At 74.2% G+C, this 26,342-nt stretch carries 23 protein-coding genes, 1 tRNA gene and 2 pseudogenes; 18 read left to right on the top strand and 8 right to left on the bottom strand.

The window, feature by feature from the left end:
* Positions 1-34 precede the first annotated feature (34 nt).
* On the top strand, positions 35-3,613 hold the full coding sequence (locus VE614_RS30015; RefSeq protein WP_324944178.1) for a serine protease: 3,579 nt from the start codon (positions 35-37) through the stop codon (positions 3,611-3,613).
* 18 nt (positions 3,614-3,631) lie between these two features.
* On the opposite strand, the gene VE614_RS30010 is transcribed toward VE614_RS30015, so the two are convergent.
* The 3 genes from VE614_RS30010 to VE614_RS30000 form a co-directional block, all read right to left on the bottom strand.
* Positions 3,632-4,078 (bottom strand): DUF4383 domain-containing protein, encoded by a 447-nt coding sequence (locus tag VE614_RS30010; RefSeq protein WP_324944176.1) that lies wholly within the window; start codon positions 4,076-4,078, stop codon positions 3,632-3,634.
* Positions 4,079-4,241: 163 nt separating this feature from the next.
* A complete protein-coding gene (locus VE614_RS30005) occupies positions 4,242-4,811 on the bottom strand; it encodes a hypothetical protein (protein ID WP_324944173.1) in 570 nt (189 codons plus the stop codon).
* A gap of 238 nt (positions 4,812-5,049) precedes the next feature.
* Positions 5,050-5,123: transfer RNA gene (locus VE614_RS30000), tRNA-Pro, on the bottom strand.
* Between the two features lie 98 nt (positions 5,124-5,221).
* On the opposite strand from VE614_RS30000, the gene VE614_RS29995 reads away from it, so the two are divergent.
* Together VE614_RS29995 and cobF are read left to right on the top strand one after the other, a co-directional pair.
* Positions 5,222-5,806, top strand: a complete 585-nt coding sequence (locus tag VE614_RS29995; RefSeq protein ID WP_324944170.1) for a DUF309 domain-containing protein — start codon at positions 5,222-5,224, stop codon at positions 5,804-5,806.
* Positions 5,807-5,869: 63 nt separating this feature from the next.
* Complete coding sequence (gene cobF / locus VE614_RS29990) at positions 5,870-6,643, top strand: precorrin-6A synthase (deacetylating) (RefSeq protein ID WP_324944167.1); 774 nt, start codon at positions 5,870-5,872, stop codon at positions 6,641-6,643.
* A 66-nt stretch (positions 6,644-6,709) separates the two neighbouring features.
* Here the strand turns inward: cobF and VE614_RS29985 are convergent, their stop codons facing one another.
* Entirely contained in the window at positions 6,710-7,882 is a 1,173-nt protein-coding gene (locus VE614_RS29985) for a L,D-transpeptidase (RefSeq protein WP_324944346.1), read from the bottom strand.
* A gap of 285 nt (positions 7,883-8,167) precedes the next feature.
* On the opposite strand from VE614_RS29985, the gene VE614_RS29980 reads away from it, so the two are divergent.
* The 6 genes and pseudogenes from VE614_RS29980 to VE614_RS29955 all read left to right on the top strand — a co-directional run.
* Positions 8,168-9,364 carry a lipid II:glycine glycyltransferase FemX gene (locus tag VE614_RS29980; protein WP_324944164.1) on the top strand — a complete coding sequence of 399 codons (1,197 nt, stop codon included), beginning with the start codon at positions 8,168-8,170 and terminating at the stop codon, positions 9,362-9,364.
* Positions 9,289-11,055 (top strand): murein biosynthesis integral membrane protein MurJ, encoded by a 1,767-nt coding sequence (murJ, locus tag VE614_RS29975; RefSeq protein WP_414719666.1) that lies wholly within the window; start codon positions 9,289-9,291, stop codon positions 11,053-11,055. The genes VE614_RS29980 and murJ overlap by 76 nt, the downstream gene beginning before the upstream one ends.
* Before the next feature lie 22 nt (positions 11,056-11,077).
* Positions 11,078-11,761: a response regulator transcription factor gene (locus tag VE614_RS29970; protein WP_324944158.1), complete on the top strand. Its 684-nt coding sequence runs from the start codon at positions 11,078-11,080 to the stop codon at positions 11,759-11,761.
* A gap of 299 nt (positions 11,762-12,060) precedes the next feature.
* A complete protein-coding gene (locus VE614_RS29965) occupies positions 12,061-13,515 on the top strand; it encodes a HAMP domain-containing sensor histidine kinase (RefSeq protein WP_324944344.1) in 1,455 nt (484 codons plus the stop codon).
* Positions 13,512-14,141, top strand: a complete 630-nt coding sequence (locus VE614_RS29960) for a hypothetical protein (RefSeq protein WP_324944155.1) — start codon at positions 13,512-13,514, stop codon at positions 14,139-14,141. The genes VE614_RS29965 and VE614_RS29960 overlap by 4 nt, the downstream gene beginning before the upstream one ends.
* A 257-nt stretch (positions 14,142-14,398) precedes the next feature.
* A pseudogene (locus tag VE614_RS29955) lies at positions 14,399-14,739 on the top strand (MFS transporter); the annotation flags it as partial.
* Between the two features lie 4 nt (positions 14,740-14,743).
* Here the strand turns inward: VE614_RS29955 and VE614_RS29950 are convergent.
* Positions 14,744-15,505 carry a cobalt-precorrin-6A reductase gene (locus VE614_RS29950; RefSeq protein ID WP_324944152.1) on the bottom strand — a complete coding sequence of 254 codons (762 nt, stop codon included), beginning with the start codon at positions 15,503-15,505 and terminating at the stop codon, positions 14,744-14,746.
* Positions 15,506-15,611: 106 nt separating this feature from the next.
* On the opposite strand from VE614_RS29950, the gene VE614_RS29945 reads away from it, so the two are divergent.
* The 3 genes from VE614_RS29945 to VE614_RS29935 all read left to right on the top strand — a co-directional run bounded on the left by VE614_RS29945 (position 15,612) and on the right by VE614_RS29935 (position 17,395).
* Positions 15,612-16,085, top strand: a complete 474-nt coding sequence (locus VE614_RS29945; protein WP_324944149.1) for a DUF6174 domain-containing protein — start codon at positions 15,612-15,614, stop codon at positions 16,083-16,085.
* 92 nt (positions 16,086-16,177) lie between these two features.
* Positions 16,178-16,573, top strand: coding sequence for a hypothetical protein (locus VE614_RS29940; protein ID WP_324944146.1), 396 nt, complete (start codon positions 16,178-16,180; stop codon positions 16,571-16,573).
* A gap of 6 nt (positions 16,574-16,579) precedes the next feature.
* Positions 16,580-17,395, top strand: coding sequence for an HAD-IIA family hydrolase (locus VE614_RS29935; RefSeq protein WP_324944143.1), 816 nt, complete (start codon positions 16,580-16,582; stop codon positions 17,393-17,395).
* 47 nt (positions 17,396-17,442) lie between these two features.
* Here the strand turns inward: VE614_RS29935 and VE614_RS29930 are convergent, their stop codons facing one another.
* From VE614_RS29930 to VE614_RS29920, 3 genes are all read right to left on the bottom strand, one after another.
* A complete protein-coding gene (locus tag VE614_RS29930; protein WP_324944140.1) occupies positions 17,443-18,219 on the bottom strand; it encodes a sulfite exporter TauE/SafE family protein in 777 nt (258 codons plus the stop codon).
* Positions 18,220-18,299: 80 nt separating this feature from the next.
* Entirely contained in the window at positions 18,300-19,811 is a 1,512-nt protein-coding gene (locus VE614_RS29925) for a long-chain fatty acid--CoA ligase (protein ID WP_324944137.1), read from the bottom strand.
* A gap of 66 nt (positions 19,812-19,877) precedes the next feature.
* Complete coding sequence (locus VE614_RS29920) at positions 19,878-21,065, bottom strand: thiolase family protein (RefSeq protein WP_324944134.1); 1,188 nt, start codon at positions 21,063-21,065, stop codon at positions 19,878-19,880.
* A gap of 193 nt (positions 21,066-21,258) precedes the next feature.
* Here VE614_RS29920 and VE614_RS29915 point away from each other — a divergent pair, with 193 nt between their 5' ends.
* The 6 genes and pseudogenes from VE614_RS29915 (at position 21,259) to VE614_RS29890 (ending at position 26,341) form a co-directional block, all read left to right on the top strand.
* Positions 21,259-22,077: a lysophospholipase gene (locus VE614_RS29915; RefSeq protein WP_324944131.1), complete on the top strand. Its 819-nt coding sequence runs from the start codon at positions 21,259-21,261 to the stop codon at positions 22,075-22,077.
* 195 nt (positions 22,078-22,272) lie between these two features.
* The gene (locus tag VE614_RS29910) at positions 22,273-22,755 is read left to right on the top strand and encodes a DNA starvation/stationary phase protection protein (RefSeq protein WP_324944127.1); all 483 of its coding nucleotides are present in this window, start codon (positions 22,273-22,275) and stop codon (positions 22,753-22,755) included.
* Between the two features lie 37 nt (positions 22,756-22,792).
* A pseudogene (locus VE614_RS29905) lies at positions 22,793-23,124 on the top strand (DUF3140 domain-containing protein).
* Complete coding sequence (locus tag VE614_RS29900; protein ID WP_324944123.1) at positions 23,121-23,768, top strand: endonuclease; 648 nt, start codon at positions 23,121-23,123, stop codon at positions 23,766-23,768. Before VE614_RS29905 ends, VE614_RS29900 begins: the two are co-directional and overlap by 4 nt.
* 61 nt (positions 23,769-23,829) lie before the next feature.
* Entirely contained in the window at positions 23,830-24,642 is an 813-nt protein-coding gene (locus tag VE614_RS29895) for an SAM-dependent methyltransferase (protein WP_324944120.1), read from the top strand.
* Positions 24,643-24,760: 118 nt separating this feature from the next.
* Positions 24,761-26,341 carry a serine/threonine-protein kinase gene (locus VE614_RS29890; protein ID WP_324944117.1) on the top strand — a complete coding sequence of 527 codons (1,581 nt, stop codon included), beginning with the start codon at positions 24,761-24,763 and terminating at the stop codon, positions 26,339-26,341.
* Position 26,342: the final 1 nt, after the last annotated feature.

Genomic DNA, 26,342 nt, shown 5'->3' with positions numbered 1-26,342 from the left:
TGCGTGAACCGGCCCGCCGGCCGCGGCTTGGTCCATGTCCGAGGTGACCGCCGTACCCGATGCCGTCGAACGCGTGGCCATGGTGGTCGGCCGCGGCACCGACGGTACGCCCCGCTTCGCCGCCTCCGGGTTCCTGCTGGCCGCGCGGCTGGTCATCTGCGCGGGACACGAGTTCGCCCGGTCCGGCGGCGGTTACGAGGTGCGGTTGCCGGGCCGCCCGGCACTGCGGATCCCCGTCGTCTCCGTGGTGCGGCACCGCAGCCCGGAAGTGGACCTGGCCCTGCTGGTCCTCGGGGCGGGCGCGCCCGACGTGCCGCCCGCCCGGTGGGGCGTACTGCCCCAGGCCGTGGCGACCGTGCCGTTCGTGGCCGTCGGCTTCCCCGACCACGCGTCCCGGCCGCAGCCGACGGCACGTCAGCTGACCGGTTCCATCCTGCTCGGCTCCTTCCTCGGCAGCCACGAGATGGAACTGTCCCTGAGCAGCCCCGCACCGCGGCAGGCGGGCGGCTCACCGTGGCAGGGGGTGTCCGGGGCGGGCGTGACCACACCGGACGGGGTGCTGGTGGGCGTGTGCACGAGCCACCATGTGCCGTCCGGAACGGCGAGCCTTACCGCGACCCGCCTCTCCGCGCTCACCGACGACCCGGCTCTCGTACGCCTCCTCGCCGAGCACGGGGTGCGACCGGTGCCGTCGGACGGCCCCCCGCCCTCCCCCGACGCGACCGGCGGGCACGGCTGCGTCCGCACGCACGCGGAGGTGATGCGCGGCCTGCTCGGCCGGCGCAGCTACCTCGACCAGGAGCGACTCCCCTTCGTCCACCCGGGGACGGACCACCCCTCGGACCCGGAGCGGCTGTTCGGCCGGCTGGGCGCCGGCGGCTCCCGCGGGGTCCTGCTGATCGGACCGGCGGGCTCGGGAAAGACCCGGACGTGCTTCGAAGTGGCGCGCCGGGCGCACCGCGCCGGATGGCAGGTCCTGCACGTACAGCCCGACAGCGCCGTCACCGTCGACGACCTCGCGGCCGCGGTGCTCTCCTGCGAGCGGCGGCGGGTCCTGCTGGTCCTGGACTACCTCGACGCCTGCGCGCAACTGGACCTGCGGGCCCTCGCCGAGGTGCTGCTCCCGGAGGCGCGGAAACGCGGGACGACCCTGACCTGTCTGGCCTCCGTCCGCCCCGGGTCGCTGCGGTCCGTCCAGCACCGCGGCAGTGCCGGTGTCCTGGACGAGGTCCATCTACGGGACGACTGGCCCCATCAGTCCGCCGTCATCGCCCGGGTCATCCGGCACGCGGCCCCCGAGACCGTGCGGCTGTGGGGCCAGGAGACCGTGACGCGGCTCTGCGGCCGCCGTCCGATCACCGCGCTGCTGATCGCGCGGGCGATGGAGGAGCGCGAGCTGGCCCGTTCCCCGCTGTCCCTGCCGGTCTCGGTCCGGCCCGGAGAACTGCTGGACTGGCTGCGCGAAGGCATACGGCGGGACGCGCTGGCCGCGAGTACCGCAGCCGCTCCCTCCCCGGTGGACATCACCGCCCCCGACACCGCGCAACTCGCCTTCACCGTGGCCGTCGCGGCCGGTCCCCAGCCCAGGAAGACGGTCGAGCAAGCCGTCGACGCCCTCCTCGGCACGGCCGGCGGCCCGGCCGCGGCACTGGGTGGCCGACGGGTCGTCGACACCCTCATCTCCCTGGGGTGGCTCGACGAGGCCGACGACCGGCTGGTCGTGATGCACGACGTCGTCACCGACGAACTCCTGCTCCAGTCACTGATGCCCCCGCCCGGGTGGAGTGTCGACGAGAACGCCGCCGTCTCGGTCTTCTCCGCGCTGATGCGGCACCCTCGTACCTTCTCGGTGCTGACCGGCCATGTGCGGCGCCTGGCCGCGGACATGGAGGAACAGGGCTCCGCCCGCCGGATCGCCGCCCTGGAACGATTCTGCCGGGAATGGATCACGGCCCACGCCGACGCGCTGGGACACCTCCTGGCGAACGCGGGCCGCGACGGCGGACAGGCACTCCTGACGCTGGTGTCGAGCCGCCCCTGGCACGGGTTCGACGAGAGCGTGTGGAGGCGCCTCGTCGAACCGTGGCTCGCCCGCGCCGAGGCCGACCACATCGCGCAGCCGTTCCTGACCGCCGCGCTGCGCGGCACGGACCGCGCGCCCGCCTGCCTCGTGGAGGCCTCCCTCGGCTGGCTCGCACGCCGGGGCGAGCAGACCGACACCGAGCATCTGCTGCTCGCGTTGCTGGAGCGCCCGGACCTGCCCGCGCGGGCCGAGGACACGGTCGTGGAGCGCACCCTCGCATGGGTCCCCTCCCGGCCTGCCTGGCGCCACACCCCCGCCCTGCTCAAACAGCTCCTGCGCAGGCCCCACCCCGGCGACCGGCTGGAACGGGTGGTCGACGCCGTACGGGAATGGCTGACCCCCTATCGCACCTACGGCGTCGCGTCGGTGGTGCGGGCCTTCCTCCAGCGGGACGACGTCGGCCCGGCCGCCGGCCGGGAGATCGCCGAGCGGATGCTGGCCTGGCTGCGCGCCGCCCAGCACAGGGGCTGGGACATCAGTCCGGAACTGTGCTCCCTCCTGGAGCACGACGGCCTCCCGGACAACGACCGCGCCCAGGTCGCCCGTTACGCGCTGGACTGGCTGGAGCGGCAGCGGACGCACCCCGGTTCGGGCCGCGTCCTCCTCAATCTCCTGTCCGGGGAGAGCTGTCCACCCGCCCTCCGGCACAAGCTGATCGCCTTCGCCCGGAACTGGGCGACGGGAACCTCGGCGGGACTCCCCGCCCGGTCCCTCGTCCTCCAGGCGCTGCTGTCCGACGGCACCGCGCCGGACACCGCCGCCGCCCTGCTGCACCAGCTGGCCGAAGAGCCGGACGCGCCGTCCGCACCGGCCATGCTCCAACGCCTCCTGCTGCACGACGCGCAGCTCGACCAGGACCAGACGCGGGCCGCCGTCACGCTCGCCCTCACCTGGCTCGACCGCCATCCGGAACACGAGGAGACGGGCGCCGTGCTCGGGCCTCTGCTGCGCGTGCCGGACCTGTCGCCCGCGGAGATCCGCCACGCCGTCCGGCGGGGCGTCGCGGCCCTCCTCGCGCGACCGGACGACCACAAGCTGATGTCCATCCTGCTCAGCCTGCTCGACGGCCTGACGGCCGAGCAGGCTCGGACCGTGGCGGAGATCAGCCTGGAGTGGCTGGCGTGCCACGGCGGCAAGCCGCAGCGCTCCGTGCTCGGCTCCTTCCTGACCCGCACGGACCTGCCCGTCGAGCAGGCGCGGGCCGGCATCGACATCGCTCTGGACCGCTTGAGCAACGAGACCTCGACCAAGGGCCGCACCGTGCTCTCGGGCGTCCTGCGCCATCCGGCACTGGACGAGACCCGACGCCCACGCGCCGTGGACTGCGCCCTGCGCTGGCTGGAGGAGAACGGCACCCTGCCGAAAGCGCGCATCATCATCGGGGACCTGCTCACGCTCCCGGCCCTGCCACCCGCCGACCTGGCTCGCGCGATCCGCTGGGCGCGGACCTGGCTGACCCACTACGGGGACGAGCCCATCACCGACCGCCTGCGCACCACGCTCATGGCACTCCCGGCGCCACCCCCGTGACGTACCGGGATGCGGTCATCACCCAGCAGTCCGGGTCGCGTCGCGCCTACGGGTGAGCAGGGCGCCGAGAGCGATCATCCCGAGGCCGAGCACCAGGTGCAGCCAGTTGTCGGCGCTGTTGACGGGGACGAAGTTCGCGGCGCTGTCGTGGTCGATGATCATCCCGTACAGCCACAGGACCAGGTAGATGGCGCCGCCCGCGAGGAGATAGAGCCGTGCTTGTGATGCGGTGCGCGACAGCGCCAGTCCAGCGATGCCGAAGGCCAGGTGCACGAGGTTGTGCAGGATGGACACCTGGAAGATGCCGAGGAGCTTGGCCTCGGAATGGTGAGACGCGAAGTCCATGGTGTCGTAGTTCGTGGTGATGCCCGGGATGAAGCCGAGCACACCGACCAGGAGAAAGACCACTCCCACGATCAGGGCGGCCTGCTGGACCGGCGTTCGGGCACGTGCGTGTGTGGACATGGGAACTCCCTGTTCGAGCTCTCGAAGGCCGGCCCGGCCGCCCGGTCCGCCGTGGCCCTGCCCGACTGCCCCCAGCCGTCGGGGACATGTCGGCAGGACCGTGCGGGAATCACGCGGGCACGAGCTGCGGCCGATGGTCACCCCCGGTCCGGATCGCGGACCCTTACATCGGGAAGTGGGCCGCGGAGCGGGCCCGCTCCCACATACCGGGAATCTGCTCGTCGGGACGCTGCTGTTCGCCGTGCAGGGCGTTGAGTACCACCAGGCATCCGGTGAGCGCCGGCACCGCCCACTGCGCGCACGCCAGCTGCCGGCGTGCCTTGTCCAGGTCGATGGGGTGCTTCTGCGCCATCTCCACGTCATCGGGGTCGGACGAGGAGGCCAGCTCGACCTTCTTGCCCAGGACTCGGGCGTAGGCGGTGGCGGCCAGGGCTGCGACGGTGACGACGGTCTTGGCCGTGGTGGAGGCGGCGACGCCCTGCTGGGCGGCGACACGGTGCGCGTTCACCACGAGCAGCCCGCCCCCGCCGAACAGGTGCGCGCCGATCGCGACCGCGTTGACCGGGGCCCACTTCGCCCATCCCGAGGAAGAGATCCGGTCCCGGGCGGCTTCGGTCCCGCCTTCGTCCTTGGCCGCGCCGTTGAGACCGATCGCGCCCATCAGGGAGCCGCCGAACCAGGCTGCCAGACCTGCGTCGTGCAGGCTGCGGATGACGGTGTTGCGTTCGGACATACGGTGCTCCTTCGGGGGTGGAGGGATTGGCCGACGTAGACGGCGCCTCCCACTCTCGCCGGGCGCCGTCCGCTCCGCCATCGCAGTGGGCCGGACGGGTGCGGCCCTGGCTGCCCGGCACGCCGGAGGGGTGAAAGAAGGCCTGAGAAGCGGGGGGAACAACACCCCATAAACGATCGAGGGCCCTGCTCACGACAGTGAACAAGGCCCTGACCTGCGATGACAGTCCATCGAACTGTCGGGACGACAGGATTTGAACCTGCGACCCCTTGACCCCCAGTCAAGTGCGCTACCAAGCTGCGCCACGTCCCGGTGCGCTGTTCCGCGGTGGCCCGCGTGATCGCGCGGACAGCACTTTACCCCACGGGCCCGGCGACACCGAAGGGGGCACCGGGCGGGACAATCGTCGTATGGGTGGAACGGGACACGGAAGCGGCACGTCGGAGCGCCGGACGGACGGGAAGCGGGATCGGGCCGCGGAGGCCCGGGACCGGGATGCCGAGGGGCGGGCGCGCAACGCGCGGCCGCGGGACGGGCTCGGTCGGCCGTTGCCGTACGGATCGCAGGGGGTGGAGCGGCAGCCGGAGGGGGTCGTGCGGACTCCGGAGGAGACCGTGGCGGAGGCGCAGGCGCTGCTGGACGCCGGGAAGCCGTTCCACGCGCACGAGGTCTTCGAGGACGCCTGGAAGTCGGGCCCGGACGAGGAGCGGGCGCTGTGGCGGGGGCTGGCCCAGTGCGCCGTGGGGCTCACCCACGCGGCGCGCGGCAACGTGGCCGGCGGGGCGCGGCTGCTGCGGCGCGGCGCGGGTGCCGTGGCGGAGTGGGCGGCGGCCTCCGGGCGGCCGGGGGTGTACGGCATGGATCTCGGCGGCGTGGTCGCGTGGGCCAGGGAGCTGGCGGACGCCGTCGAGGCGGGGGCCGACGGTTCCGACGGGGTCGGCGGGGCCGCGGTGGTGGACGCCCGGGCCCGGGCCCCGCGGCTGTGCGGGAGGTGACGGACCGGTTCCGATCGCCCGGGCGGTGATCGCGTGGTCAGTGGCGTACGGCAGACTCGGGGCGTGCGAAAGATTCATGTCATCGGCATCGGCGCGGGCGACCCCGACCAGCTGACCCTCCAGGCGGTCCGGGCGCTGCGCGGCACGGATGTGTTCTTCCTGCTGGACAAAGGCGAGGTGAAGTCGGACCTCACCCGGCTGCGCCGGACCATGCTGGAGACGCACATACCGGAGGGGGCGTATCGCGTGGTGGAGGCCCGCGACCCGGAGCGGGACCGGCGCGCGGGCGGCGCGGCGTACTCCCCGGCCGTCGGCGACTGGCGCAGTGCCCGCGCCGACATCTACGAGCGGCTGATCCTCGACGAGCTGGGCGAGGACGAGACGGGTGCGTTCCTCGTGTGGGGCGACCCGTCGCTGTACGACAGCACGCTGGGCATCCTGGAGGAGGTGCTGGGCCGGGGCGCCGTGACGTTCGAGTACGACGTGGTGCCGGGCATCAGCAGCGTCTCCTCACTGGTCGCCCGGCATCGTACGGGGCTGAACCGGGTGGCCGGGTCGGTCCAGATCACCACCGGGCGGCGGCTGTCCGAGGGATTCCCGGAGGGTGTCGACGACGTCGTCGTGATGCTCGACGCCCACCAGACCTTCCGGCAGTACGCCGACCAGGACATCCACATCTACTGGGGCGCCTACCTCGGCACTCCGGACGAGATCACCGTCGCCGGCCCGATCGCCGAGGCCGCGCCCCGCATCGAACGGCTGCGGGCCGAGGCCCGGGAGCGCAAGGGCTGGATCATGGACACGTATCTGCTCCGGCGCAATCCGGGGGAGAACTGACGGAGGGTCCGGCGGACGCGCCCCGCGCCCCTGCCCGCCCGCGTCCCGCACGCATCCCGCACCCCGTCAGCGCAGTGCGCTCCGCTGCTGCCATTCGGCCCACGACAGGTTCCAGTCGCCGAAGCCGTTCTCCGGCGCCACCACGCCCTTGGTGTCCTCTCCGGTGATCTCGAACGGGTCCCCCGGGCGCACCTGGCCGTAGAACCAGGCCGCGTCCGCGTCGCTCATGCCTATGCAGCCCGAGCTGCGGTTGGCGTTGCCGAACCAGCGGGCGTTCCAGGGGGCGGCGTGCGCGTACATGCCCGACCAGGTCAGCCGCATCGAATAGTCGACCATCTTGTCGTAGGCGTCACCGAGGCCGACGGTCTCGGAGTTCATGTTGATGGTTCCCTCCTTGGCCATCAGGACGGCGGTCCCGCGCCAGGAGCGCTTGTCGCCGCCGGGTGTTCCGCCGGAGACCGGGATGCGCCGCACGGTCTTGCCGTCGCGCACCAGCGTCAGGCGGTGGTTGTCGAGGTCGACCTTGACGATCTGCTGTGCGCCGATGGTGAAGGTGGTCGTGTAGTCACGGACGAACCAGCCGCCGGTGCCCGAGTCGGTGCCGTTCAGTTCGGCGTTCAGGGTGACCTCGGTGCCGGGCTTCCAGTAGGTCCTGGGCCGCCAGTCCACCCGGTCCCGGCCCGACCAGTCGCGCATCCAGCCCCAGGAGCCCTCGGTGCCGTTCGAGGTGGTGACCCTGAGTTGCTTCTCGACCTCGGCCCGGTTCTCGACGGGGTTGTCGAAGACGAGCGAGATCGGCTGGGCGATCCCGACGGTGGTACCGGCGCCCGGGCGCCAGTCGACCTTGTTGATCTTGTCCGCGGGGGCGGTGGTGAAGGAGGCCCGGGTGGTGCCCGCGGTGCCGCCCTCGGTCCGGGTCGCCGCCGTGACCGCGTACACCGTGCCGGGCACGGCCTTGCGGTCCGAGACCCACGTGCGGCCGCCGGGGGCCACCTTGCCGGGGAGTCTCCGGCCCTCGGAGTCCGTGACGGTCACCGAGGTGAGGCTGCCGCCCGCCGCGGTGACCTGCACCGGCTTCCCGGCCGTGGCCTGCCGGCCGGTGGGGGTGACCGTGACGGTGACGGGGCGGCCTCCGTCCTTCCCGTCCTTGCCCGTGTCCGCCGTGCCGGCGGGGGCGGAGTTCGCGGAACAGGCGGCGAGCGGCGCCAGCAGGGCGGCGGCGACGGCGGTGCGTATCAGAGCGCGGGCGGTGCGTACCGGCGCGTGAGCGCGGACGGTGCGGACCCGGGGCTGGGCGGATGCGGGTATGCGGGGCAACAGGACCTCCGTGACAGACGGACAAGGCGGCGGATGTCGTGACTCTAGAGCCAGAGATGCGCAGGTCAGCGGCATCGGCGCTATGTGACGGCGACTGGTGAGGAACGGTCATCGTCCGGTCACATTCGCCGCGCGGGACGGTCACGGGCGGCTGTGAGCATCCTGTGCGTCCCCGCGACAGCCGGGGAGAAGGAGAGGCTCCACGACGTGTCAGCGCTGCTCGTACCGCCCGGCCGCCAGCATGAGGAACGAAGCCGGGATCTCCGGCTCGGACCCGTCACCGCCGAGACCTACCGCGCCTTCCTCGCCGCGCCGCGCGGCGCGGCGCTCGGCGCCGGCTTCCTCCAGTGCCCGTCGTGGGCCGACGTCAAGGAGGGCTGGCGCCCCCAGCTGCTCGGCTGGGGGCCGGATCCGGAAGCCGGTGAGCTGACCGGGGTGGCCCTGGTACTGCTGCGGCAGTTCCCCGGCACCCGCAAGTACTTCGCCTACCTTCCCGAGGGTCCCGTCGCCGACTGGGCGGACCCGGGCATCGACGACTGGCTCGCCCCGCTGCAGGAGCAGCTGCGCCGGCTGGGCGCCTTCGCCGTACGGATCGGCCCCTCGCCCGCGTACCGGCGCTGGGACGCCGCCCTGCTGAAGTCGCTCACCGGCCCGGGCAGACGGCTGGGCGACGTGCTGGCCAGCGAGGTCGATCCGCTCGGCACCGCCGTCGCCGAACGGCTGCGGGCCCGCGGCTGGCGCCGCTGCGGTGGTGACGGCACGGGGGACGACGGGGACGCCCAGCCGCGCCACGTCTTCCGGGTGCCGCTCGCCGGACGCGGCACCGAGGACCTGTGGTCGGGGCTCAACCAGGAGTGGCGGCGCAATGTCCGGCGGGCCCAGAAGGAGGGGGTGGAGGTCGTGGTGGGCAGCGCGGCCGAGCTGCCCGAGTTCTACCGGCTGCTGCGCGTCACCGAGGAGCGCGACGGTTTCCGGCTCGGCCGCTCGCTCGCCTACTACCAGCGTCAGTACGCGGCGCTCAACGCGGAGGAGCCGGGCCGGATGAAGCTCTATCTCGCCCGCCACCGCGGGGAGATCCTCGCCGCTCACACGATGATCACGGTGGGCCGCAGGGTCTGGTACCAGACCGGCGCCTCGGCCGACCACCGCCGCGAGGTCCGGCCCTCCAACGCCCTGCAGTGGCGGATGCTGCTGGACGCCCACGCGCTCGGCGCTGACGTCTACGACATGCGCGGGGTACCCTCCACTCTCGATCCTGACGAACGTGCGTACGGACTGCTGCGGTGGAAGCTCGGCACCGGCGGACAGGTCGTCGAGACGTTGGGGGAATGGGAGAGACCGTTGGGCGGCACCGCCAACCAGACGCTGTACCGCGCCTTCCAGGCGTACCTGAACCGCCGGTGAGGCCGACGACGGTCCCCGCGGAGACCGGTGACGGAGCGCAGGCCGGCCCCGGTGCGGCCGGTGACGGGGGTAGGACGGTCCCCGGTGCGGCCGGTGACGGGGGCAGGACGGTGTCCGCGGCGCGCAGCAGTGTGCTCATGGCCGCCGGCTCGCTCGTCTCCCGGGCCACCGGTTTCGCCCGGTCCGCGGTGGTCGCCGCGGCGCTCGGCACGATCGGGCCGACCGCCGACGGCTACGCGGTCGGCAACGCCCTGCCCACCATCGTCTACATGCTGCTCCTCGGCGGCGCGCTGAACGCCGTCTTCGTGCCCGAGCTGGTCAAGGCCGCCAAGGAGCACGCCGACGGCGGCGCCGCCTTCACCGACCGGCTCGTCACGGTCTGCGTCCTCGCCCTGCTGGCGCTCACCGCCGCCGCGGTGTGGGCGGCGCCCGCGATCGTCGACGCGTACACCGGCTACGGCGGTGAGCAGGCGGCGATGACGACCGCGTTCGCCCGGTACTGCCTGCCGCAGATCTTCTTCCTCGGCCTGTTCACGCTGCTCGGGCAGGTACTCAACGCGCGCGGCCGGTTCGGCGCGATGATGTGGGCGCCTGTTCTCAACAACGTCGTCGTCATGACCGTCTTCGGTCTCTATCTGGCGCTGGCCCTGGGCGGCGGGGACACGCTCACCGCGGCCGAGACCGCGCTGCTCGGCTGGGGCACGACCGCCGGGATCGCCGTCCAGGCGCTCGCCCTCGTCCCCGCCCTGCGCGCGGCGGGCTTCCGCTGGCGGCCCCGCTTCGACTGGCGGGGCAGCGGCCTGACCCGTCCGCTGCGGTCGGCCGGCTGGCTGGTGCTGCTGGTCCTCGCCAACCAGGCCGCGTACTGGGTGACGACCCGGCTGGCCACCACCGCGGGTCTCGACGGCGGTCCCGGGTACAGCGCCTACAACAACGCCTACGCGCTGTGGGTCGTACCGCACGGCATCATCACGGTCTCCCTGGTGACCGCGCTGCTCCCCCGGATGAGCGCGGCGGCCGCCGACTCCGACACCGCGGCGCTGCGGCGCGACGTCTCGCACGCCCTGCGCGCCTCGGCCGCCGCCGTCGTCCCCGCCGCCTGCATGCTGTTCGCCCTCGCGCAGCCGGTGATGGCGCTCGTCTTCGGTTACGGCAGGACGAGCGCGGGCGACACGGCCGCCATGGCCGCGATCCTGATGGCGTTCGCGCCCGGGCTCGTCGCCATGTCGGGCCAGTACGTGCTGTCCCGCACCTTCTACGCGCTCTCCGACACCCGTACGCCCTTCCTGCTCAACCTGGTGATCGTCGCCGTCAACGCGGGCCTGTCCACGGCCGCCGCCCAGCTGCTGCCGGCCCGCTGGGCCGTGACGGGGATGGCGGCGGCGTACTCGCTGGCGCTGTGCGCGGGCTGGGCGGTCACGGGCCGGGTGCTGAGCCGCCGGCTGGGCGTGGCCCGGCCGTGGCGGTCGTCCGCCGCCGTGGCGCACGCCCGGCTGCTGCTCGCCGCCGTGCCCGCCACCCTGCTCGGTCATCTGGCGGCCTCCGGCGCCGCCCGGGCGGGGGCCCTGGCCGCGGCGGCGGCCGGCGCGGCGGTGGTCGTGCTCGTCTTCGCGCTGCTCGCCCGGCCGCTGCGGCTCACCGAACTCCAGGCGCTGATCGCCCGCGTACGCCGGCGACCGGCCCGGCGCTGACCCATCCCCAAGGAGACTGTTGATGCCCCGCGTACTCCTCGTCGAGGACGACCCCGCCGTGCGCGAAGGAGTCGAACTCGGTCTGCGCCGCCGCGGCCACGAGGTGCGGTCGGCCGCGACCGGCGAGGCCGGACTCGCCGCGCTCGACGAGTTCCGCCCCGATCTGCTCCTGCTGGACCTGATGCTGCCCGGCATGAACGGCGTCCAGGTGTGCCGGCGCGTCCGCGAGGACACCCAGCTGCCGATCATCATGCTCACCGCGCGCGGTGACGACTTCGACGTGATCGTGGGCCTGGAGGCCGGTGCCGACGACTACATCGTCAAGCCCGCCCGTCCCGAGGTGATCGAGGCCCGGATCCGCGCGGTGCTGCGCCGGATCGAGGACGTCGGGCCGGGGCGGGCGGCCACCGAAGTGCACGGCGACCTCACGATCGACCGGGCCGGGCTGACCGTCACCAAGGCCGGCGAGCGCCTCACGCTCGCTCCCTCCGAGCTGAGACTGCTGCTGCACCTCTCGGCCGCGCCGGGGCAGGTGTTCAGCCGCCAGCAGCTGCTGGAGCACGTCTGGGAGCACAGCTACCACGCGGACGCGCGTCTGGTCGACGCCTGCGTCCGCCGCCTTCGCAACAAGATCGAGGACGAGTCCGGCACCCCGCGCTACGTCCAGACCCTGCGGGGCTTCGGCTACCGCTTCGGGCCGCTGTGACCGGGCGGACCGCGTTCGGCCGGGCGCGCCGCGGCGGGGACGGCCGCCGCGGCGGAGCCGCACTCCGCGCGGCGCCGGCGGCCGGGGCGTACGACGGCCGGGCCGAGGGTCCCCGGACCGCCCACGGCGACGGGGGTGACGCCGTCGGCGGCGCCCCGGCCCGGGACCGCTGGGCGGAAGGTCCCGGGGCCGGTGACGGCACCGGCGGCGATCCGGTCCGTGACGGCCCCGCGCCGGACCACGGCGGCGTACGGCGTCCCGGCCGCCGGCGACGTCCCGCGGACCGGCAGCGGCGGCCGCTGCGGCGCGCCCGGGCGTTCGGGCTGCGGACGCGGCTGGTCCTGGCGTTCCTGCTGGTCGCCGCGGTCAGCGCCGGCACCACCGCCGCGCTGACCTACCGCGAGGCACGCAACGCCCTGCTCCAGACCGCGCAGGACACGGCGGTCTCCTCGTTCCGCGACCAGGTCCAGCAGACCGGCTTCAACCTGCCCGTCCAGGGGGAGGGACTGGAGGAGGTGCTGCGCGACCTCGCCCGCAAGGGCAAGCCGCACCCCTGGGTGGTGTTCGCCGAGTACGGTTCGGTCCGCGCCTCCTCCGGCACCAGCCCCGTCTCCACCGTCATCACCCCGGAGCTGCGCCGCGCCGCCCACGCCGATCCGCACGGCAGCTTCGAGCGGGTCGTCAAGGACGGCGTCCCGTATCTGACCATCGCCATGCCCACGGTCTTCCGGACCGGCCCGGAGGGCGTGCTGCCCACCCGGCTGGTCCTGTACGCCGTCATGCGGATGACCGACGAGCAGATCAACGTCGACGCGCTCCTCACCGCCGCCCGCGACGGCGCCCTGCCCGGCCTCGCCATCGCCCTGCTGCCCGGACTGCTCGCCGCGCGCAGCGTGCTGCGCCCGGTGCGGGAGCTGCACCAGGCCGCGCAGAGCATGGGCAGCGGCCGGCTCGACACCCGCATCCAGGTGCGGGGCGGCGACGAGCTGGCCGACCTCGCCCACACCTTCAACGAGTCCGCGGGCAAGCTCCAGCACTCCGTGGCGGAACTGCGCCGGGCCGAGCAGCGCGCCCGCCGCTTCGCTTCCGACGTCTCGCACGAACTGCGCACCCCGCTCGCCGGCATGCTCGCGGTCACCGAGGTCCTCGACGAGGACGCGGGCCGCCTGGACCCCGACACCGCCCGGGCCGTGCGGCTGATCAGCGCCGAGACCGGGAAGCTCGCCGTGCTCGTCGAGGACCTGATGGAGATCTCCCGCTTCGACGCGCGCGCGGCCGAGCTGCACACCGACGAGATCGACGTGGCCGAGGCCATCCGCAAGACCCTGGAGAACCGGCACTGGACGGACGGCCGGGTCTGCGCCGAGCTGCCCCCCGGCATCCGCGCCCGGCTCGACCCGCGCCGCTTCGACATCGTGATCGCCAATCTCGTCGGCAACGCGTTGCGGCACGGCGGCGCGCCCGTCACGGTTCGGCTGCGCGCCGAGACGCGCACCCACGGGGCGCCCGTGCTGGTCACGGAGGTCGCCGACAGCGGACCCGGAATCCGGTCCGAGGTGCTGCCGCACATCTTCGACCGCTTCTTCAAGGCCGACGCGGCCCGGACCCGCTCGGCGGGCAGCGGCCTGGGACTGGCGATCACCCAGGAGAACGTCAGGCTGCACGGCGGGACGATCCGCGCGGGGAACCTGCCGCGGGGCGGCGCCGTCTTCACCGTCGAGATACCGCTGCACACGGAGGAGGACGACGGATGAGGCGGGGGCGGACGCGCGGCCGGGCGGTCGCCGTCGCGGTGCCGGTGGCGGCGGCCCTGCTGCTCGGCGGCTGCGGCATCCAGGAGACCGATGTCATCGAGGCGGGCGGCCCCGCCTCGGTCCAGGCCTTCGTCAACCCCGGCTACGACGCGCTGCTCTTCTTCCGCTCCCCCGACGGGGCCCTGAGCCCGGTGAGCCGGTCGGTCGAATCCTCGGGGGGATTCGGGGCCGGCTACGAGGAGCCCGACGGCCCGGCCGAGCCGGTCTCGACGGAGAAGGCGATCGCCGCGCTGCTCAGCGGTCCCGGACCGGCCGAGAAGGCCGCGGGGCTCGGCACCTCGCTCCCCCGGGTCGCCGCCGGGGGTGTCGGGGTCGAGCTGTCCCCGAACGCGGAGGTCACCCTGGCCCTTCCGCTGGCCGTGGACGGGCTGGACGCGACCGCGCTGCGCCAGCTGGTCTGCACGGCCGCCTACACCCAGGACCGCGACGGCCGGACCACGGTGCGGATGGTGGGCAAGGACGGTGTGACGGCGACCGGCACCTGCGGCCTCGATGTCGCCGCCGACCCCGCCCCGGTGGCCGTCGAGACCCCCGAGGAGAGGGAACGGGCGGGCAGGACCGGCTAGCGGCGCCCGACCCCGCGGGGTCCGGCGCCCGAGCAGACCGCTCGCGCGTGCGGACGGGACGCGCCGGTGTGATCGTGGCCGCGTGCCGGTCACCGAGGGAGCCGCGCCACCCGCCGCACAGCCTCCGGTCTCGCCATGCTCGGCGCGATGGCGTCTCTCCCGAGCCATCTGCGGTACGCCGCGGCGACCCGGCCCCCCTCTCCGGCGTGCGGACCCTGCCGCTGGTGGCCGGTCCGCTCATCGCGTCGATCAGCGGCACCCGGCCGGCCGGGCACGCCCGCCCCGGGCCGATCGCGGCGCGCCGCCGGCCGCCGCCGGTGGTGCTGCTGCCGGTGTTCGACCGAATGGTGGACGGGGATATCGGACCCGCGACGGCGCGGGCCTCTCGCGCACCGAGTCCGGCGCCCGCGAGGCCCGGGTCATCACCGAAGCGTGGGCGGCCTGGCTGGAGGAGCGGGTGCGGGAGGACATCGGCCGCCCGCCGGGAGCGGAGCTGCGGGCCGCGGTCGACGCGATCGCCGAGCGGCTGCTGGTCGAGGACCTGGGCCGCGGCCTGCCCGGCCGTCCGGAACACCCCGCGCCGACGGGGGCGCGCTGAGGTTCTATCGCGAGCCGGGCGTACCCGGGCCGGGGCCCAGCCACGCCAGTGCCTCCGCGACGCCGGGGACCACGGTCACACCGTCCGGCAGCGGCGGGCGCCGCACCACCAGGACGGGCAGGCCGAGTTCACGCGCCGCGGTGAGCTTGGCGGCGGTCGCCGCTCCCCCGCTGTCCTTCGTCACCAGCACGTCGACCCGGTGCTGCCGCAGCAGCGCCAGCTCGTCGGCCACGGTGAACGGCCCGCGCGCCAGCACCTGCGTCATGTCGGGCGGCATCGGCGGCTCGGCGGGCTCCACGGACCGTACGACGAAGTGCAGCCGGTCCAGGTGCGCGAAGGCCGCGAGGTCCATGCGGCCGGTGGTGAGGAGGACCCGGCGGCCCAGGTCCGGCAGCAGCTCCGCCGCCGCGGCCAGTGAGCCGGCCGGGTGCCAGCGGTCTCCGGGGCCGGGACGCCAGCCGGGCCGGCGCAGCACCGCCAGCGGCCGCCCGGTCGCGGCCGAGGCGCGCGCCGCGCTGGCCGTGATGGTCGCGGCGAAGGGGTGGGTGGCGTCGACGACGGCGGCCACGTCGTGGGCGCGCAGCCAGTCGGCCAGCCCGTCGGCGCCACCGAAGCCGCCCACGCGCACCTCCCCGGCGATCGTCCCCGGCCGGGTCACCCGTCCCGCCAGCGAGGTGGTCACCCGCGTGCCGCGCCGCGCCGCCAGCTCGCAGGCGAGGTGACGGGCCTCGGTGGTGCCGCCGAGGACCAGGACGTGGCGGGACATGGAGCGAGCGTATCGAACGTCTGACGGCCCGCCCGCGTCGCAGTACTGCCGCCGTCGCGGTCGCCGTGGCCACGAGTCCACGGCCCGTCCGTCGAAAGGAACCACCGTGCCCACTCCGGCCCTTCTCCGCCGCACCGCCGCGCTCCTCCTGGCCGGCGGCCTGCTGACCCTGGCCACCGCCTGCGGCGACGACACCGGCGCCAGTGCCGCCACCGAGCGGGAGGCCCCCGCCTGGACGGAACCCGCCGCCTACGCCTACACCCTGACGTCCAGCGGAGGAGAGCGATCGCTGATCGGCACCTACCGGGTGACCGTCCGCGACGGCGAGGTGACCGACGCCGTCGGCCTCGACGACAGCGCCCGGCGCGTGGTCCGCCGGCTCCCCGGCCAGATCCCCGCCATCGGCGACCTGCTGCGCGAACTCGACCGGGCCCGTCAGGACGGGGCGGACAGGGCGGAGGCGGAGTACGCCGGTGACGGACACCCCGTGCGCATCGCCCTCGACTGGGACGCCGACGCCCTGGACGACGAGGCCGAGTACGTGATCAGCGCGTACGAGCCCGGCCCCGCCGCCCGATAGGGCGGCACCAGCGGTCCTCCGGCGAGGTGGCGCGCGTCCGGACCGGAGCGGAGAATTTTCCTGGACGGACGTCCCTGTCCTGCGGAGGTGCCATGACGGATCCGCGCACGATCCTGTGGCAGGCGCGCCGGGGTCCCGTCCCCGCGGACTGGCGGGTGTTCACCAAGAGGCGGGGCAAGCTGTCCGGCTTCCTCCGCGGAACGTCGGACGACCCGGACCCGCTGCTGGTGATCACGCCGGACGGCGCCGTCGAGTACATCAGCGAGCGCAAGCCGCTGACGACCGTCGTCTTCCGGGATCTGGCCGGCATGAAGCTGCGCGTGGCCAGCTCCGATTCGTCGGCCGCCGTCTCCGCCTGGGTCGACCTGCGCTACCTCGACGGCAGCAGGACGAAGTGGCGGTCCGCCGGGTTCGCCGACGACCTGGCGGCGATCCAGGGCTTCATCGAGGCCTACGGCGCCCACAAGGCACTTCGCGGGTACGCGTGAGTGGCCATGCGTGCCGTCCTCATCGACATCGACGGTGTCCTGACCGTCTCCTGGCGGCCGCTGCCGGGGGCGGTCGAGGCGCTGCGGGAGATCCGGGCCGCGGGGCTGCCCTTCGCCCTGGTGACCAACACGACGTCCCGGACCCGGGCGTCGATCGCCGGGACGCTCGCGGACGCGGGGTTCCCGGTGACGGCCGACGACATCCTGACCGCTCCGGCCGTCACCGCCGCATATCTCGCCGAGCGGTATCCGGGTGCGCGTTGTCTCCTGCTGAACAGCGGGGACGTCGCGGCGGATCTGGAGGGTGTGAGCCTGGCCGGCGCGGACGCCGCCGAGGCCGCCGTGGATGTCGTGCTGATCGGCGGTGCGGGGCCGGAGTTCGGGTACGACGCGCTCGACCGGGCCTTCGGGCACCTTCAGCGCGGGGCCCGGCTCGTGGCCATGCACCGCAATCTGTACTGGCGCACCGAACGCGGACTGCGGCTGGACGCGGGGGCGTTCCTGGCCGGTCTCGAGCAGGCCGCCGGGACCGAGGCCGAGGTGACCGGGAAGCCGTCGGCGGCGTTCTTCGAGGCGGCGCTGCGGCGGCTCGGGGCCGGGGCGGGTGAGGCGGTGATGGTGGGCGACGACATCGAATCCGATGTACTCGCGGCCCAGCGGGCCGGGCTGACGGGGGTGCTGGTGCGGACGGGCAAGTATCTGCCGCGGACGCACCGGGAGGCGAGCGGTGAGCCCGGCCATGTCGTCGACTCGTTCGCGGATCTCCCGGCGCTGCTGGGACTCCGGGACGGCGAGACACAGCCCTGGCCAGGCCCTGCCTGACCTCTCCCGTCGTCCGCCCGGAGGAGGGGGCGTCCAGCGCAGCAGTGTCACTGGCGCAGCAGGAGGTGCAGGGCGCCCAGGACGGTCGCGGCGATCACGAGCTGTTCGAAGAGCCGCTGGTCGATCCGGCTCACGGCCCACTTGCCGAGCAGCGCGCCGGGCAGCACGAACAGCACGAGCGCGGTGTCGAGCATCAGCGACGGGCCGTCGATCAGCCCGAGGCCCACGCTGAACGGGACCTTGGACACGTTCACGATGAGGAAGAAGAACGCCGAGGTGCCCAGGAAGCCCAGCTTCCGGAAGCCCGCCGACAGCAGGTACATCGACATCACCGGGCCGCCCGCGTTGGCGACCATCGTGGTGAAGCCGCCGAGGACGCCGTAGGAGCGGGGCTTGGCGCGGCCCGCCCGGGTCATGACCGAGTCCGGCTCCCGCGCCTTCTCCGCCGTACTCCGGCGCCACACGGTCAGCGCGGACATCAGCAGCAGGATCGCGCCGATCGACGTGCGGACGATGCCGTCGTCGGCCCACGTCAGGAACAGCGTGCCGACGACGACTCCGGCCGCGACCGCGGGGAAGAGCCGCCACAGCGTGGGCCAGTGGGCGTGCCGCCGGTAGGTGAGGACGGCGAGCACGTCCCCGGCGATGAGCAGGGGCAGCAGCACTCCGGTGGAGGCGCGGGCGGGCAGCACCGCGGCGAAGACGGCCAGGCTGATCGTGTTGGCGCCGCTCACCGCGGTCTTGGAGAAGCCGACGAGCAGCGCCGCGAGGGCGAGTGCGGCGAACTCCCAGCCGGTGAGGTGCCAGAGCGTCATCGTGTCCATGCGGGCACCGATGCTATGCCCGCAAGCGACTGGGCCCGTCAGCGCCGTCCCGCCCGGTGACTACGGCCGCCCCACGAGCGTCACCGCCCCGCGTACCGTCCCCGCAGCTCCCGCTTCAGCACCTTCATGCTCGGTCCCAGCGGCAGCGTGTCGGTGAACTCCACGCGGCGCGGGTACTTGTGGCGCCCCAGGCGTTCCCTGGACCACTCGGTGATGCCCTCGGCGTCGGGCGCCGCGCCCGGCGCGGGCACGACCACGGCGCAGATCTCCTCCCCGTGCAGCTCGTCCGGCAGGCCGATGACCGCGACCTGGGCGACGCCGGGGTGGCGCATCAGCACCTCCTCGACCTCGCGGGGGTAGACGTTGTAGCCGCCGCGGATGATGACGTCCTTCTTGCGGTCGACGATCCGCAGGAAGCCGTCCGTGTCCTTGGTGCCGAGGTCGCCGGTGCGGAACCAGCCGTCGACCAGCGCCTCGGCGGTGGCCTCGGGGCGGCCCAGGTAGCCGGAGAAGACGTTGTGGCCGCGGATGACGACCTCGCCCAGTTCGTCCGCGGGCAGCAGTTCGATCCGGTTCTCGACGTCGGCGCGGGCGATCTCCACGTCCACGCCCCACAGCGGGTGCCCGATGGTGCCCGCGCGGGTGCCGAACACCGGCTGGTTCACGGTCGCGGTCGGTGAGGTCTCGGAGAGCCCGTACCCCTCGTGGACGGGCACCCCGAACGTCTCCTCGAACCGTTCCAGCACCGCCACCGGCAGCGACGCTCCGCCGGAGACGCACACCCGCAGCTGGGGCAGGGCCGCCGCCTCGGCCGCCGCGGCGACCAGGGCGACGTACATGGTGGGCACGCCGTGGAAGGTGTCGACCTTCTCCCGCACCATCAGCTCGATGGCGCGCGCCGCGTCGAAGCGGGGCATCAGGACGAGCGTGGCCCCGGCCCGCCAGGTGGAGTTGAGGGAGACGGTCTGCCCGAACGCGTGGAACAGGGGCAGCGCGCCGAGCGCGATGTCGTCGGGGCGGATGTCGTTGGCGTCGAAGGCGTTGACGGTCGCGTTCATCACCAGGTTGAGGTGGCTGAGCACGGCGCCCTTGGGGACGCCGGTGGTGCCGCTGGTGTAGAAGACGACCGCCGGGTCGTCGGCGTCGCGGGTGACGTACGACGGCAACGGCTCGGCGTCGGCCGCGAGTTCGTCGAACTCGGCGCCCAGGACGACGGCCCGCACCCCGGCGGCCCGCGCGGCTGCGGTACCGGTCTCGGCCTGCGCCGGATGGCACAGCAGCAGGGTGGCGCCGCTGTCCGTCAGCACATGCTCGACCTCCGGCGCCGACAGCAGCAGATGGACGGGGACGACCACACCGCCGGCCGCCGCGATCGCGTAGTACGCCGTCGGGAACTCGGCCACGTTGGGCGCCATCAGCGCGACCCGGTCGCCGGGCCGTACCCCGAGTCGGGCGAGGGCACCGGCCCGTGCCAGCGCCCGCTGCCAGACCTCGGCGAAGGTGAGGCGCAGGTCGCCTTCGACGAGGGCGGTCCTGGTGGGCCGGCGGCGCGCGTTCTCGGCGAGGATGCTGGCGACGGACAGGGTTGCCATGGAGGGGTGCTCCGTTTCGTAGCGGCTCTGCGGGGGTCGTTCCGAAGTCCCTGCGGAAGGGTTCGGCTAGTGCCTCTCGACCAGCACCGCGCTCCCCTGCCCCACCCCCACGCACATCGTCGCGAGCCCGCGTGCGGCCCCCGTGCGGCGCATCCGGTGCAGCAGGGTGGTCAGGATGCGGGCGCCGGAGCAGCCCAGCGGGTGGCCGAGGGCGATGGCGCCGCCGGTGGGGTTGACCAGGTCGGGGTCGATGCCGAGCTGGTCGACGCAGGCGAGGGCCTGGGCGGCGAACGCCTCGTTGAACTCGGCCTCCTGGAGGTCGCCGATGCTCCAGCGGGCGCGGTCCAGGACCTTGCGGGTGGCGGGGACCGGTCCGATCCCCATGACGTCGGGGTGCACCCCGGCCGAGGCGCCGGCGACATAGCGGCCGAGGGATTCGAGGCCCAGCTCGTTCAGCGCCTCCTCGCTGACCAGGAGGAGGCCCGCGGCGCCGTCGTTCATGGGCGAGGCGTTCCCGGCGGTGACGGTGCCGCCCTCGCGGAACACCGGCTTCAGGCGGGACAGCTTCTCGTACGAGGTGTCCTCGCGCACGCACTCGTCGCTGTCGACGACGACCCCGTCCGGGCGGGTCACGGGCAGCAGCTCGTCGTCGAAGTGGCCGTTCTTGCGGGCGAGGGCGGCCCGCTGGTGGCTGCGCAGGGCGAACTCGTCCTGGCGTTCGCGGCCGATGCCGTGGCGGGCGGCGACCTCCTCGGCGGTCTCGCCCATGGAGAGCAGGCCGTGCAGCTCCCGCATCGCCGGGTTGACCAGCCGCCAGCCGAGCCGGGTGTCGGCCGTCTCGACGCGGTGCGGCAGGGCCTCGTCGGGGCGGGGCAGCACGAAGGGCGCGCGGCTCATGGACTCGGAGCCGCCCGCGAGCACGATGTCCGCCTCGCCCGCGGCGATGGTGCGGGCGGCGGTGGTGACGGCCTCCAGGCCGGAGGCGCAGAGCCGGTTGACGGTGGCGCCGGGCACGGAGTCGGGCAGTCCGGCGAGCAGGGCGGCCATCCGGGCGACGTTGCGGTTGTCCTCGCCCGCCTGGTTGGCGGCGCCCCAGTAGACGTCGTCGACGCGGGCGGGGTCCAGCGCGGGCACGTCGGCGATCAGGCCGCGGATCACGGTGGCGGCGAGGTCGTCGGGCCGGACGCGGGAGAGGGCTCCGCGCAGCTTGCCGATGGGGGTGCGGCGGGCGGCCGCGAAGTGGACGGGACGCACGAGGGACTCCTGACCGTCATCGCTCAGCAGACAAGTACAGCGCCGCGGCACGCGCCGGCGGAACGGCACGACCATTAATTAGCACTGCTAGTTTTCGACTATAGACCTCCGGACCGCCCCCTGGGAAGATCCCCCGGAACGTCCGGAACCCTCTCATCCTTCCTCTCCTTCCTCGACGCGGCTGGAGGAGCCCATGACCGACGTCCGCGAACACGTCCTCACCGGAACGCGGGGCACGATCACCGCCCGCGAGTGGCCGCGTCCGCGCCCCCGGTACACCGCCCTCGTCGTGCACGGCTACGGCGAGCACATCGGCCGGTACGCGGAGGTGGCCGGCGTCCTGACGGAGCACGGCGCGGCCGTGTTCGGTCCCGACCACATGGGCCACGGCCGGTCCGCCGGGGAGCGGGTGGTGATCGAGGACTTCGAGGACGTGGTCACGGACGTGCACACCGTGGCGGAGCGGGCGCGGTCGGCGCATCCGGAGGTGCCGATGGTGGTGATCGGGCATTCCATGGGCGGCCTGATCGCCGCCCGGTACGCCCAGCGCCACGGCGGCGGACTCGCCGCGCTGGTGCTCTCCGGGCCGGTGATCGGCACCTGGGAGACGCCGGAGCGACTGCTCGCCCACGACGCGGCGCACGGCGAGGTGCCCGACATCCCGATCAGCCCGGCCGCGCTCTCCCGCGACCCGGCCGTGGGCGCGGCGTACGCGGCGGACCCGCTGGTCTGGCACGGCCCGATGAAACGGCCGACGCTGCGGGCGTTCGTGCGGACGCTGGAGGACGTCGCCCGGGGCGGTGACGTGGGCCGGCTGCCGGTGCTGTGGCTGCACGGCGACGACGACCGGCTGGTGCCGCTCGCGGGCAGCCGCTCCGGCGTCGAACGGCTGAGCGGCGCGCCGACCGAGCGGATCTTCCCCGGCGCGCGGCACGAGGTGTTCCACGAGACGAACAGGGCGGAGGCCTTCGCCGAGGTCACGGCGTTCGTGGACCGGGCACTCGGGGACTGACCGGGCGGAGCCACCCCTCGGCCCTCCCGCCCCCGGCCCTCCCGCCCCCTGGGCCGTGCCGCGTTTGTACCGGTACGCGTGGGGCACCCGCGCCGGCGTGGAGTGGTCCACGGAGTCGTCCGGGACAGTCACGGACGACGCGACAGTCCGGACGACGCGACAGTCACGGACGCCGCGAGAAGGAGAAGCGCCCCCATGACCGTAGTGAAGAGCACGCTGCCCGACGACGCCCGCCGGGTCGCCTGTGACGCCCTCCAGGACACCTTGGTGGACCTGCTCGGGCTGTCACTGATCGGGAAGCAGGCGCACTGGAACATCGTCGGGCCCCGCTTCCGCTCGATCCACCTCCAGCTCGACGAGGTGGTCGCGACCGCCCGCGCCCACTCCGACACGGTGGCGGAGCGGTGCGCCGCGCTGGGCGTAGCGCCGGACGGCCGGCCGGAGACGATCGCCGGCCACTTCGCGCTGCCCGGGCCGAAGGAGGGCTGGGTCCGCGACAACGAGGTGGTCCAGGTACTGGTGGACTCGCTGACGGCGGCGATCGGACGGCTGCGGGAGCGGATCGAGGCGACCGAGCGCCCGGATCCGGTCACCCAGGACCTGCTGATCGCCATCACGGGCGACCTGGAGAAGCAGCGCTGGATGTTCGACGCCGAGAACTTCCCGCGCGAGGACTGACCCGGGCACACCCACCGGAGGGAGGAAAGGGCAGGCCATGACGGACTCCCGTGAACTCGACGCGCTGTGGGAGGACTTCCACCGCGCGGTCAACATGACCTCCCAGGAGCTGGCCTCCTGGCTGGGACCCGCGACGCCGGCGAGGCCGCCGAGCCATTGCCGGACCAGGCGGGCCCCCCGCTCGGCAAGCAGGTGCTCGCCGTCCTGCAGAAACGGCGCACCGACCTCACGGACGAGGACATCCGCGTGATGTCGCTGGTCGTGGACATGGTGTCCGGGCAGACGGACACGGCGAACGAACCCGAAGCCGATCGGACGCGCCGGCGCCACACGCTGATGTCGATCGGCCACGATCCGCTGAAGCCGTGACCGATCCGCGGCGGGTGGTGCGCGAGCTGGTGCGGGCGCACGGACGGACGTACGCCGAGGAGGCGGGCATCCGGCTGCGGGACACCCCGCAGCCGCTGTACCGCCTGCTGGTGCTCGCGGTGCTGCTCAGCGCCCGGATCCGCGCCTCCGTCGCCGTCGCCGCCGCGCGCGCCCTGCACGAGGCCGGGATGCGCGATCCGCGCCGGATGGCCGAGGCCGCCTGGCAGCGCCGGGTGGACGCGCTGGGCGAGAGCGGTTACCGGCGCTACGACGAGCGCACGGCCACCATGCTCGGTGACGGCGCCGGCCTGGTCACCGACCGCTGGGGCGGCGATCTGCGCCGGCTGCGCGCGGAGGCGGACGGCGAGGTCGGGGAACTGCGGCGGCTGCTCCGGGAGGTACCCGGTCTGGGCCCGGCCGGCGCGGACATCTTCCTGCGCGAGGTCCAGCGGGTCTGGCCGGAAGTGGGGCCCTACCTCGATGACAAGGCGCTCTCCGGCGCCGGGCGGCTCGGACTGCCGAAGGACCCGGACCAGTTGCTCCGGGCCGCCGGTGACACCGAACCGGCCGTGCTGGCGGCCGCGTTGGTGCGGGCGGCGCTGGCGAAGGAGGTGGCCGAAGACACGCTCCGCCGGGCGGCGTGATCGTGCCAGACTGCTCGCAGCCCCGGGGGTTCGCGGGGCCCGCCGAGCAGAGGAGCAGCGCGTGACGGGGACCGAGCCGGCCGTACGACGGATCGACACGACGCGGCCCCATCCGGCCCGGGTGTACGACTGGTATCTCGGCGGCAAGGACAACTATCCGGTCGACGAGGAACTCGCCCGGCAGATCATGGCGATCGACGACGGGGCCCCGCGGGCCGCCCGCGCCAACCGCCGGTTCATGCAGCGGGCCACCCGGCTGCTGGTCCGGGAGGCGGGCATCCGCCAGTTCCTCGACATCGGCTCCGGCATCCCGACCGAGCCCAACCTCCACCAGATCGCCCAGTCCGCCGCACCGGAGTCCCGGGTCGTCTACGTCGACAACGACCCGATCGTCCTGGCGCACGCCGCCGCCCTGCTGCGCGGCACCCCCGAGGGCGCCACGGACTACGTCCAGGCGGACGCGCGCGAGCCGGTGCGCATCCTCGAACAGGCCGCGCAGACCCTCGACTTCGACCGTCCGGTGGCCCTGTCCCTGATCGCCCTGCTGCACTTCGTCGCGGACGAGGACGGCGCCTACGACCTGGTGGACACCCTCGTCGGCGCGCTGGCGCCGGGCAGTTGCCTGGTGCTGTCCGCGATGACCGCCGACTTCGAGCCGGAGAACGTACGGCGCGGCATCGCGGCGTACACCGCGGGCGGAGTGACCCTGGTGGCCCGCTCACAGGCCGAAGTGAGCCGCTTCTTCACCGGACTGGAGCTGCTGGCCCCCGGTGTGGTGTCCGTCGCCGACTGGCGGCCGGAACTGGCGGAAGGCGAGTCCGGCCTCGGCCCGGGCCCGGTCTCCCTGTACGGCGCGGTGGGCCGCAAGCCCTGACCGGACCCGCCCGTCCGTGCGGGCAGCGCCTCCCCGCCCGCACCCGCCCGCACCACGGGCCCCGGACCGGTACCACAACCGGGACCGACGCCGAGCGGCGGGGCGTCCGGTGCCCGCGGTGATCAACGACCCCGCGCTGCCGGTACGCTGTGGCAGCCGCGGCGCTCCCCCCACCATCACCCGCACCCGCGCGGTGAGTTCGGCCCGCGGCGGTCGACTCACTCAGGACGAGGACGAAGCACAGGTGCTCATAGCGGGCCGGTACCGGCTACAGGACCCGATCGGGCGCGGCGCGATGGGAGAGGTCTGGCGGGCGTACGACGACACGCTCGGCAGGCCGGTGGCCGTCAAGCTGCTGCTGCCCCAGGACTCCGACACCACCGCCGCCTCCCGGTTCCGGCTGGAGGCCCAGACGGCCGGCCGGCTCCACCACCCCCATGTGGTCGGTGTCCTGGACTTCGGCACCTACGAGAACAAGCTGTTCCTGGTGATGGAGCTGGTCGAGGGCGACAGCCTGGCCGGGTTGCTCGCCCGCTCCGGGCCGCAGCCCGCCGAGCGGGTGGCGCGGATCGCCGCGGAGGCGGCGGCCGGGCTGGCCGCCGCCCACCAGCAGGGCATCGTGCACCGGGACATCAAGCCCGCCAATCTGCTGCTGGACGCCGACGGCACCCTGAAGATCGGTGACTTCGGCATCGCCCGCTTCATGGACGACCCGGCCGCAGCGCTCACCGCGACCGGGCAGATCGTCGGGACGAGCCTGTACATCGCGCCGGAGCGCGCGCTGGGCAAGCCCGCCGGTCCGGCCAGCGACGTCTACTCGTTGGGCTGTGTGCTGTACCAGCTCCTCACCGGCGCCCCGCCGTTCCAGGCCGACAGCGCCATCGCCATCCTGCACCAGCACCTCGACGCCGCGCCCACGCCGCCCCGGCAGCTCGGCGCCCAGCTGCCGCCCGCCTTCGAGAGCTATCTGCTCGGTCTGCTGGCCAAGCAGCCCGAGCACCGGCCCGGTGCCGCGCAGGTCGCCGACTGGTTCGCCTCGGGCGCCTGGCAGGGCCGCCCGGAACCCCTGCCCGCCCCGCTGCCCGCGGCGGCACCCGGCTTCGCGGCCCCGGAACCGCGCCCCGAGCCCCAGCCGGGCCCGCGCCACCAGCCGCCCGCGCGGCCCCGGTCGCGCCCGGTCGGCGAGACCGGCCCGGCGACGACGTACATGCTGCCTTCCGCCACCGGATCGGGTTCCCGCCGCCGACCGTCGGCCGTGAACGGGCGGAAGGTGGCGGCCGGGGCGGCCGGGGTGGGTCTCTTCCTGGCCGCGATGCTCGCGGGCATGCTGATGTTCGCGCCCGACGACAGCGGCACGGAGACCCGCACGGATCCCTCCGGGACCCCCGATCCCGCCGCCACGGCACCCGGCGCGCCACAGGACCAGGCCCCGGCCTCGGACCCCCAGGGCCAGGATCCCGCCTCGGACTCCCAGGGCCAGGCCCCGGTCATGGACTCCCAGGGCCGGGACGCCGCCGGTGCGCCGGGCCAGGCGCCGGCCGCCGGGGCGCCCGTCACGGGCGCGGCGGCCCCGGCGACCGCCGCCCCGGCCCAGGTGCCCGCGGCGGGCTCTCCGGCCCCCGTCTCCTCCGCCTCTCCCCCGGCGGCCGGTGCTCCGGCGGCCGGCGGGGACGACGGCGACGAGGGCGAGGGCGACTGAG

It is taken from the genome of Streptomyces sp. (genome assembly GCF_035645055.1).
Lineage (GTDB): Bacteria > Actinomycetota > Actinomycetes > Streptomycetales > Streptomycetaceae > Streptomyces.
The sequence above is the reverse complement of the archived record's forward strand: the minus strand, read 5'-3'. Positions and strand labels throughout refer to the sequence as shown.

What these genes read in the sequence shown, in the direction of transcription:
- VE614_RS30015 (WP_324944178.1), top strand. Translation starts at nt 35, where the DNA reads ATGTCCGAGGTGACCGCCGTACCCGATGCCGTCGAACGCGTGGCCATG.
- VE614_RS30010 (WP_324944176.1), bottom strand. Translation starts at nt 4,078, where the DNA reads ATGTCCACACACGCACGTGCCCGAACGCCGGTCCAGCAGGCCGCCCTG.
- VE614_RS30005 (WP_324944173.1), bottom strand. Translation starts at nt 4,811, where the DNA reads ATGTCCGAACGCAACACCGTCATCCGCAGCCTGCACGACGCAGGTCTG.
- VE614_RS29995 (WP_324944170.1), top strand. Translation starts at nt 5,222, where the DNA reads ATGGGTGGAACGGGACACGGAAGCGGCACGTCGGAGCGCCGGACGGAC.
- murJ (WP_414719666.1), top strand. Translation starts at nt 9,289, where the DNA reads ATGGGAGAGACCGTTGGGCGGCACCGCCAACCAGACGCTGTACCGCGC.
- VE614_RS29970 (WP_324944158.1), top strand. Translation starts at nt 11,078, where the DNA reads ATGCCCCGCGTACTCCTCGTCGAGGACGACCCCGCCGTGCGCGAAGGA.
- VE614_RS29960 (WP_324944155.1), top strand. Translation starts at nt 13,512, where the DNA reads ATGAGGCGGGGGCGGACGCGCGGCCGGGCGGTCGCCGTCGCGGTGCCG.
- VE614_RS29950 (WP_324944152.1), bottom strand. Translation starts at nt 15,505, where the DNA reads ATGTCCCGCCACGTCCTGGTCCTCGGCGGCACCACCGAGGCCCGTCAC.
- VE614_RS29940 (WP_324944146.1), top strand. Translation starts at nt 16,178, where the DNA reads ATGACGGATCCGCGCACGATCCTGTGGCAGGCGCGCCGGGGTCCCGTC.
- VE614_RS29935 (WP_324944143.1), top strand. Translation starts at nt 16,580, where the DNA reads ATGCGTGCCGTCCTCATCGACATCGACGGTGTCCTGACCGTCTCCTGG.
- VE614_RS29930 (WP_324944140.1), bottom strand. Translation starts at nt 18,219, where the DNA reads ATGGACACGATGACGCTCTGGCACCTCACCGGCTGGGAGTTCGCCGCA.
- VE614_RS29925 (WP_324944137.1), bottom strand. Translation starts at nt 19,811, where the DNA reads ATGGCAACCCTGTCCGTCGCCAGCATCCTCGCCGAGAACGCGCGCCGC.
- VE614_RS29915 (WP_324944131.1), top strand. Translation starts at nt 21,259, where the DNA reads ATGACCGACGTCCGCGAACACGTCCTCACCGGAACGCGGGGCACGATC.
- VE614_RS29910 (WP_324944127.1), top strand. Translation starts at nt 22,273, where the DNA reads ATGACCGTAGTGAAGAGCACGCTGCCCGACGACGCCCGCCGGGTCGCC.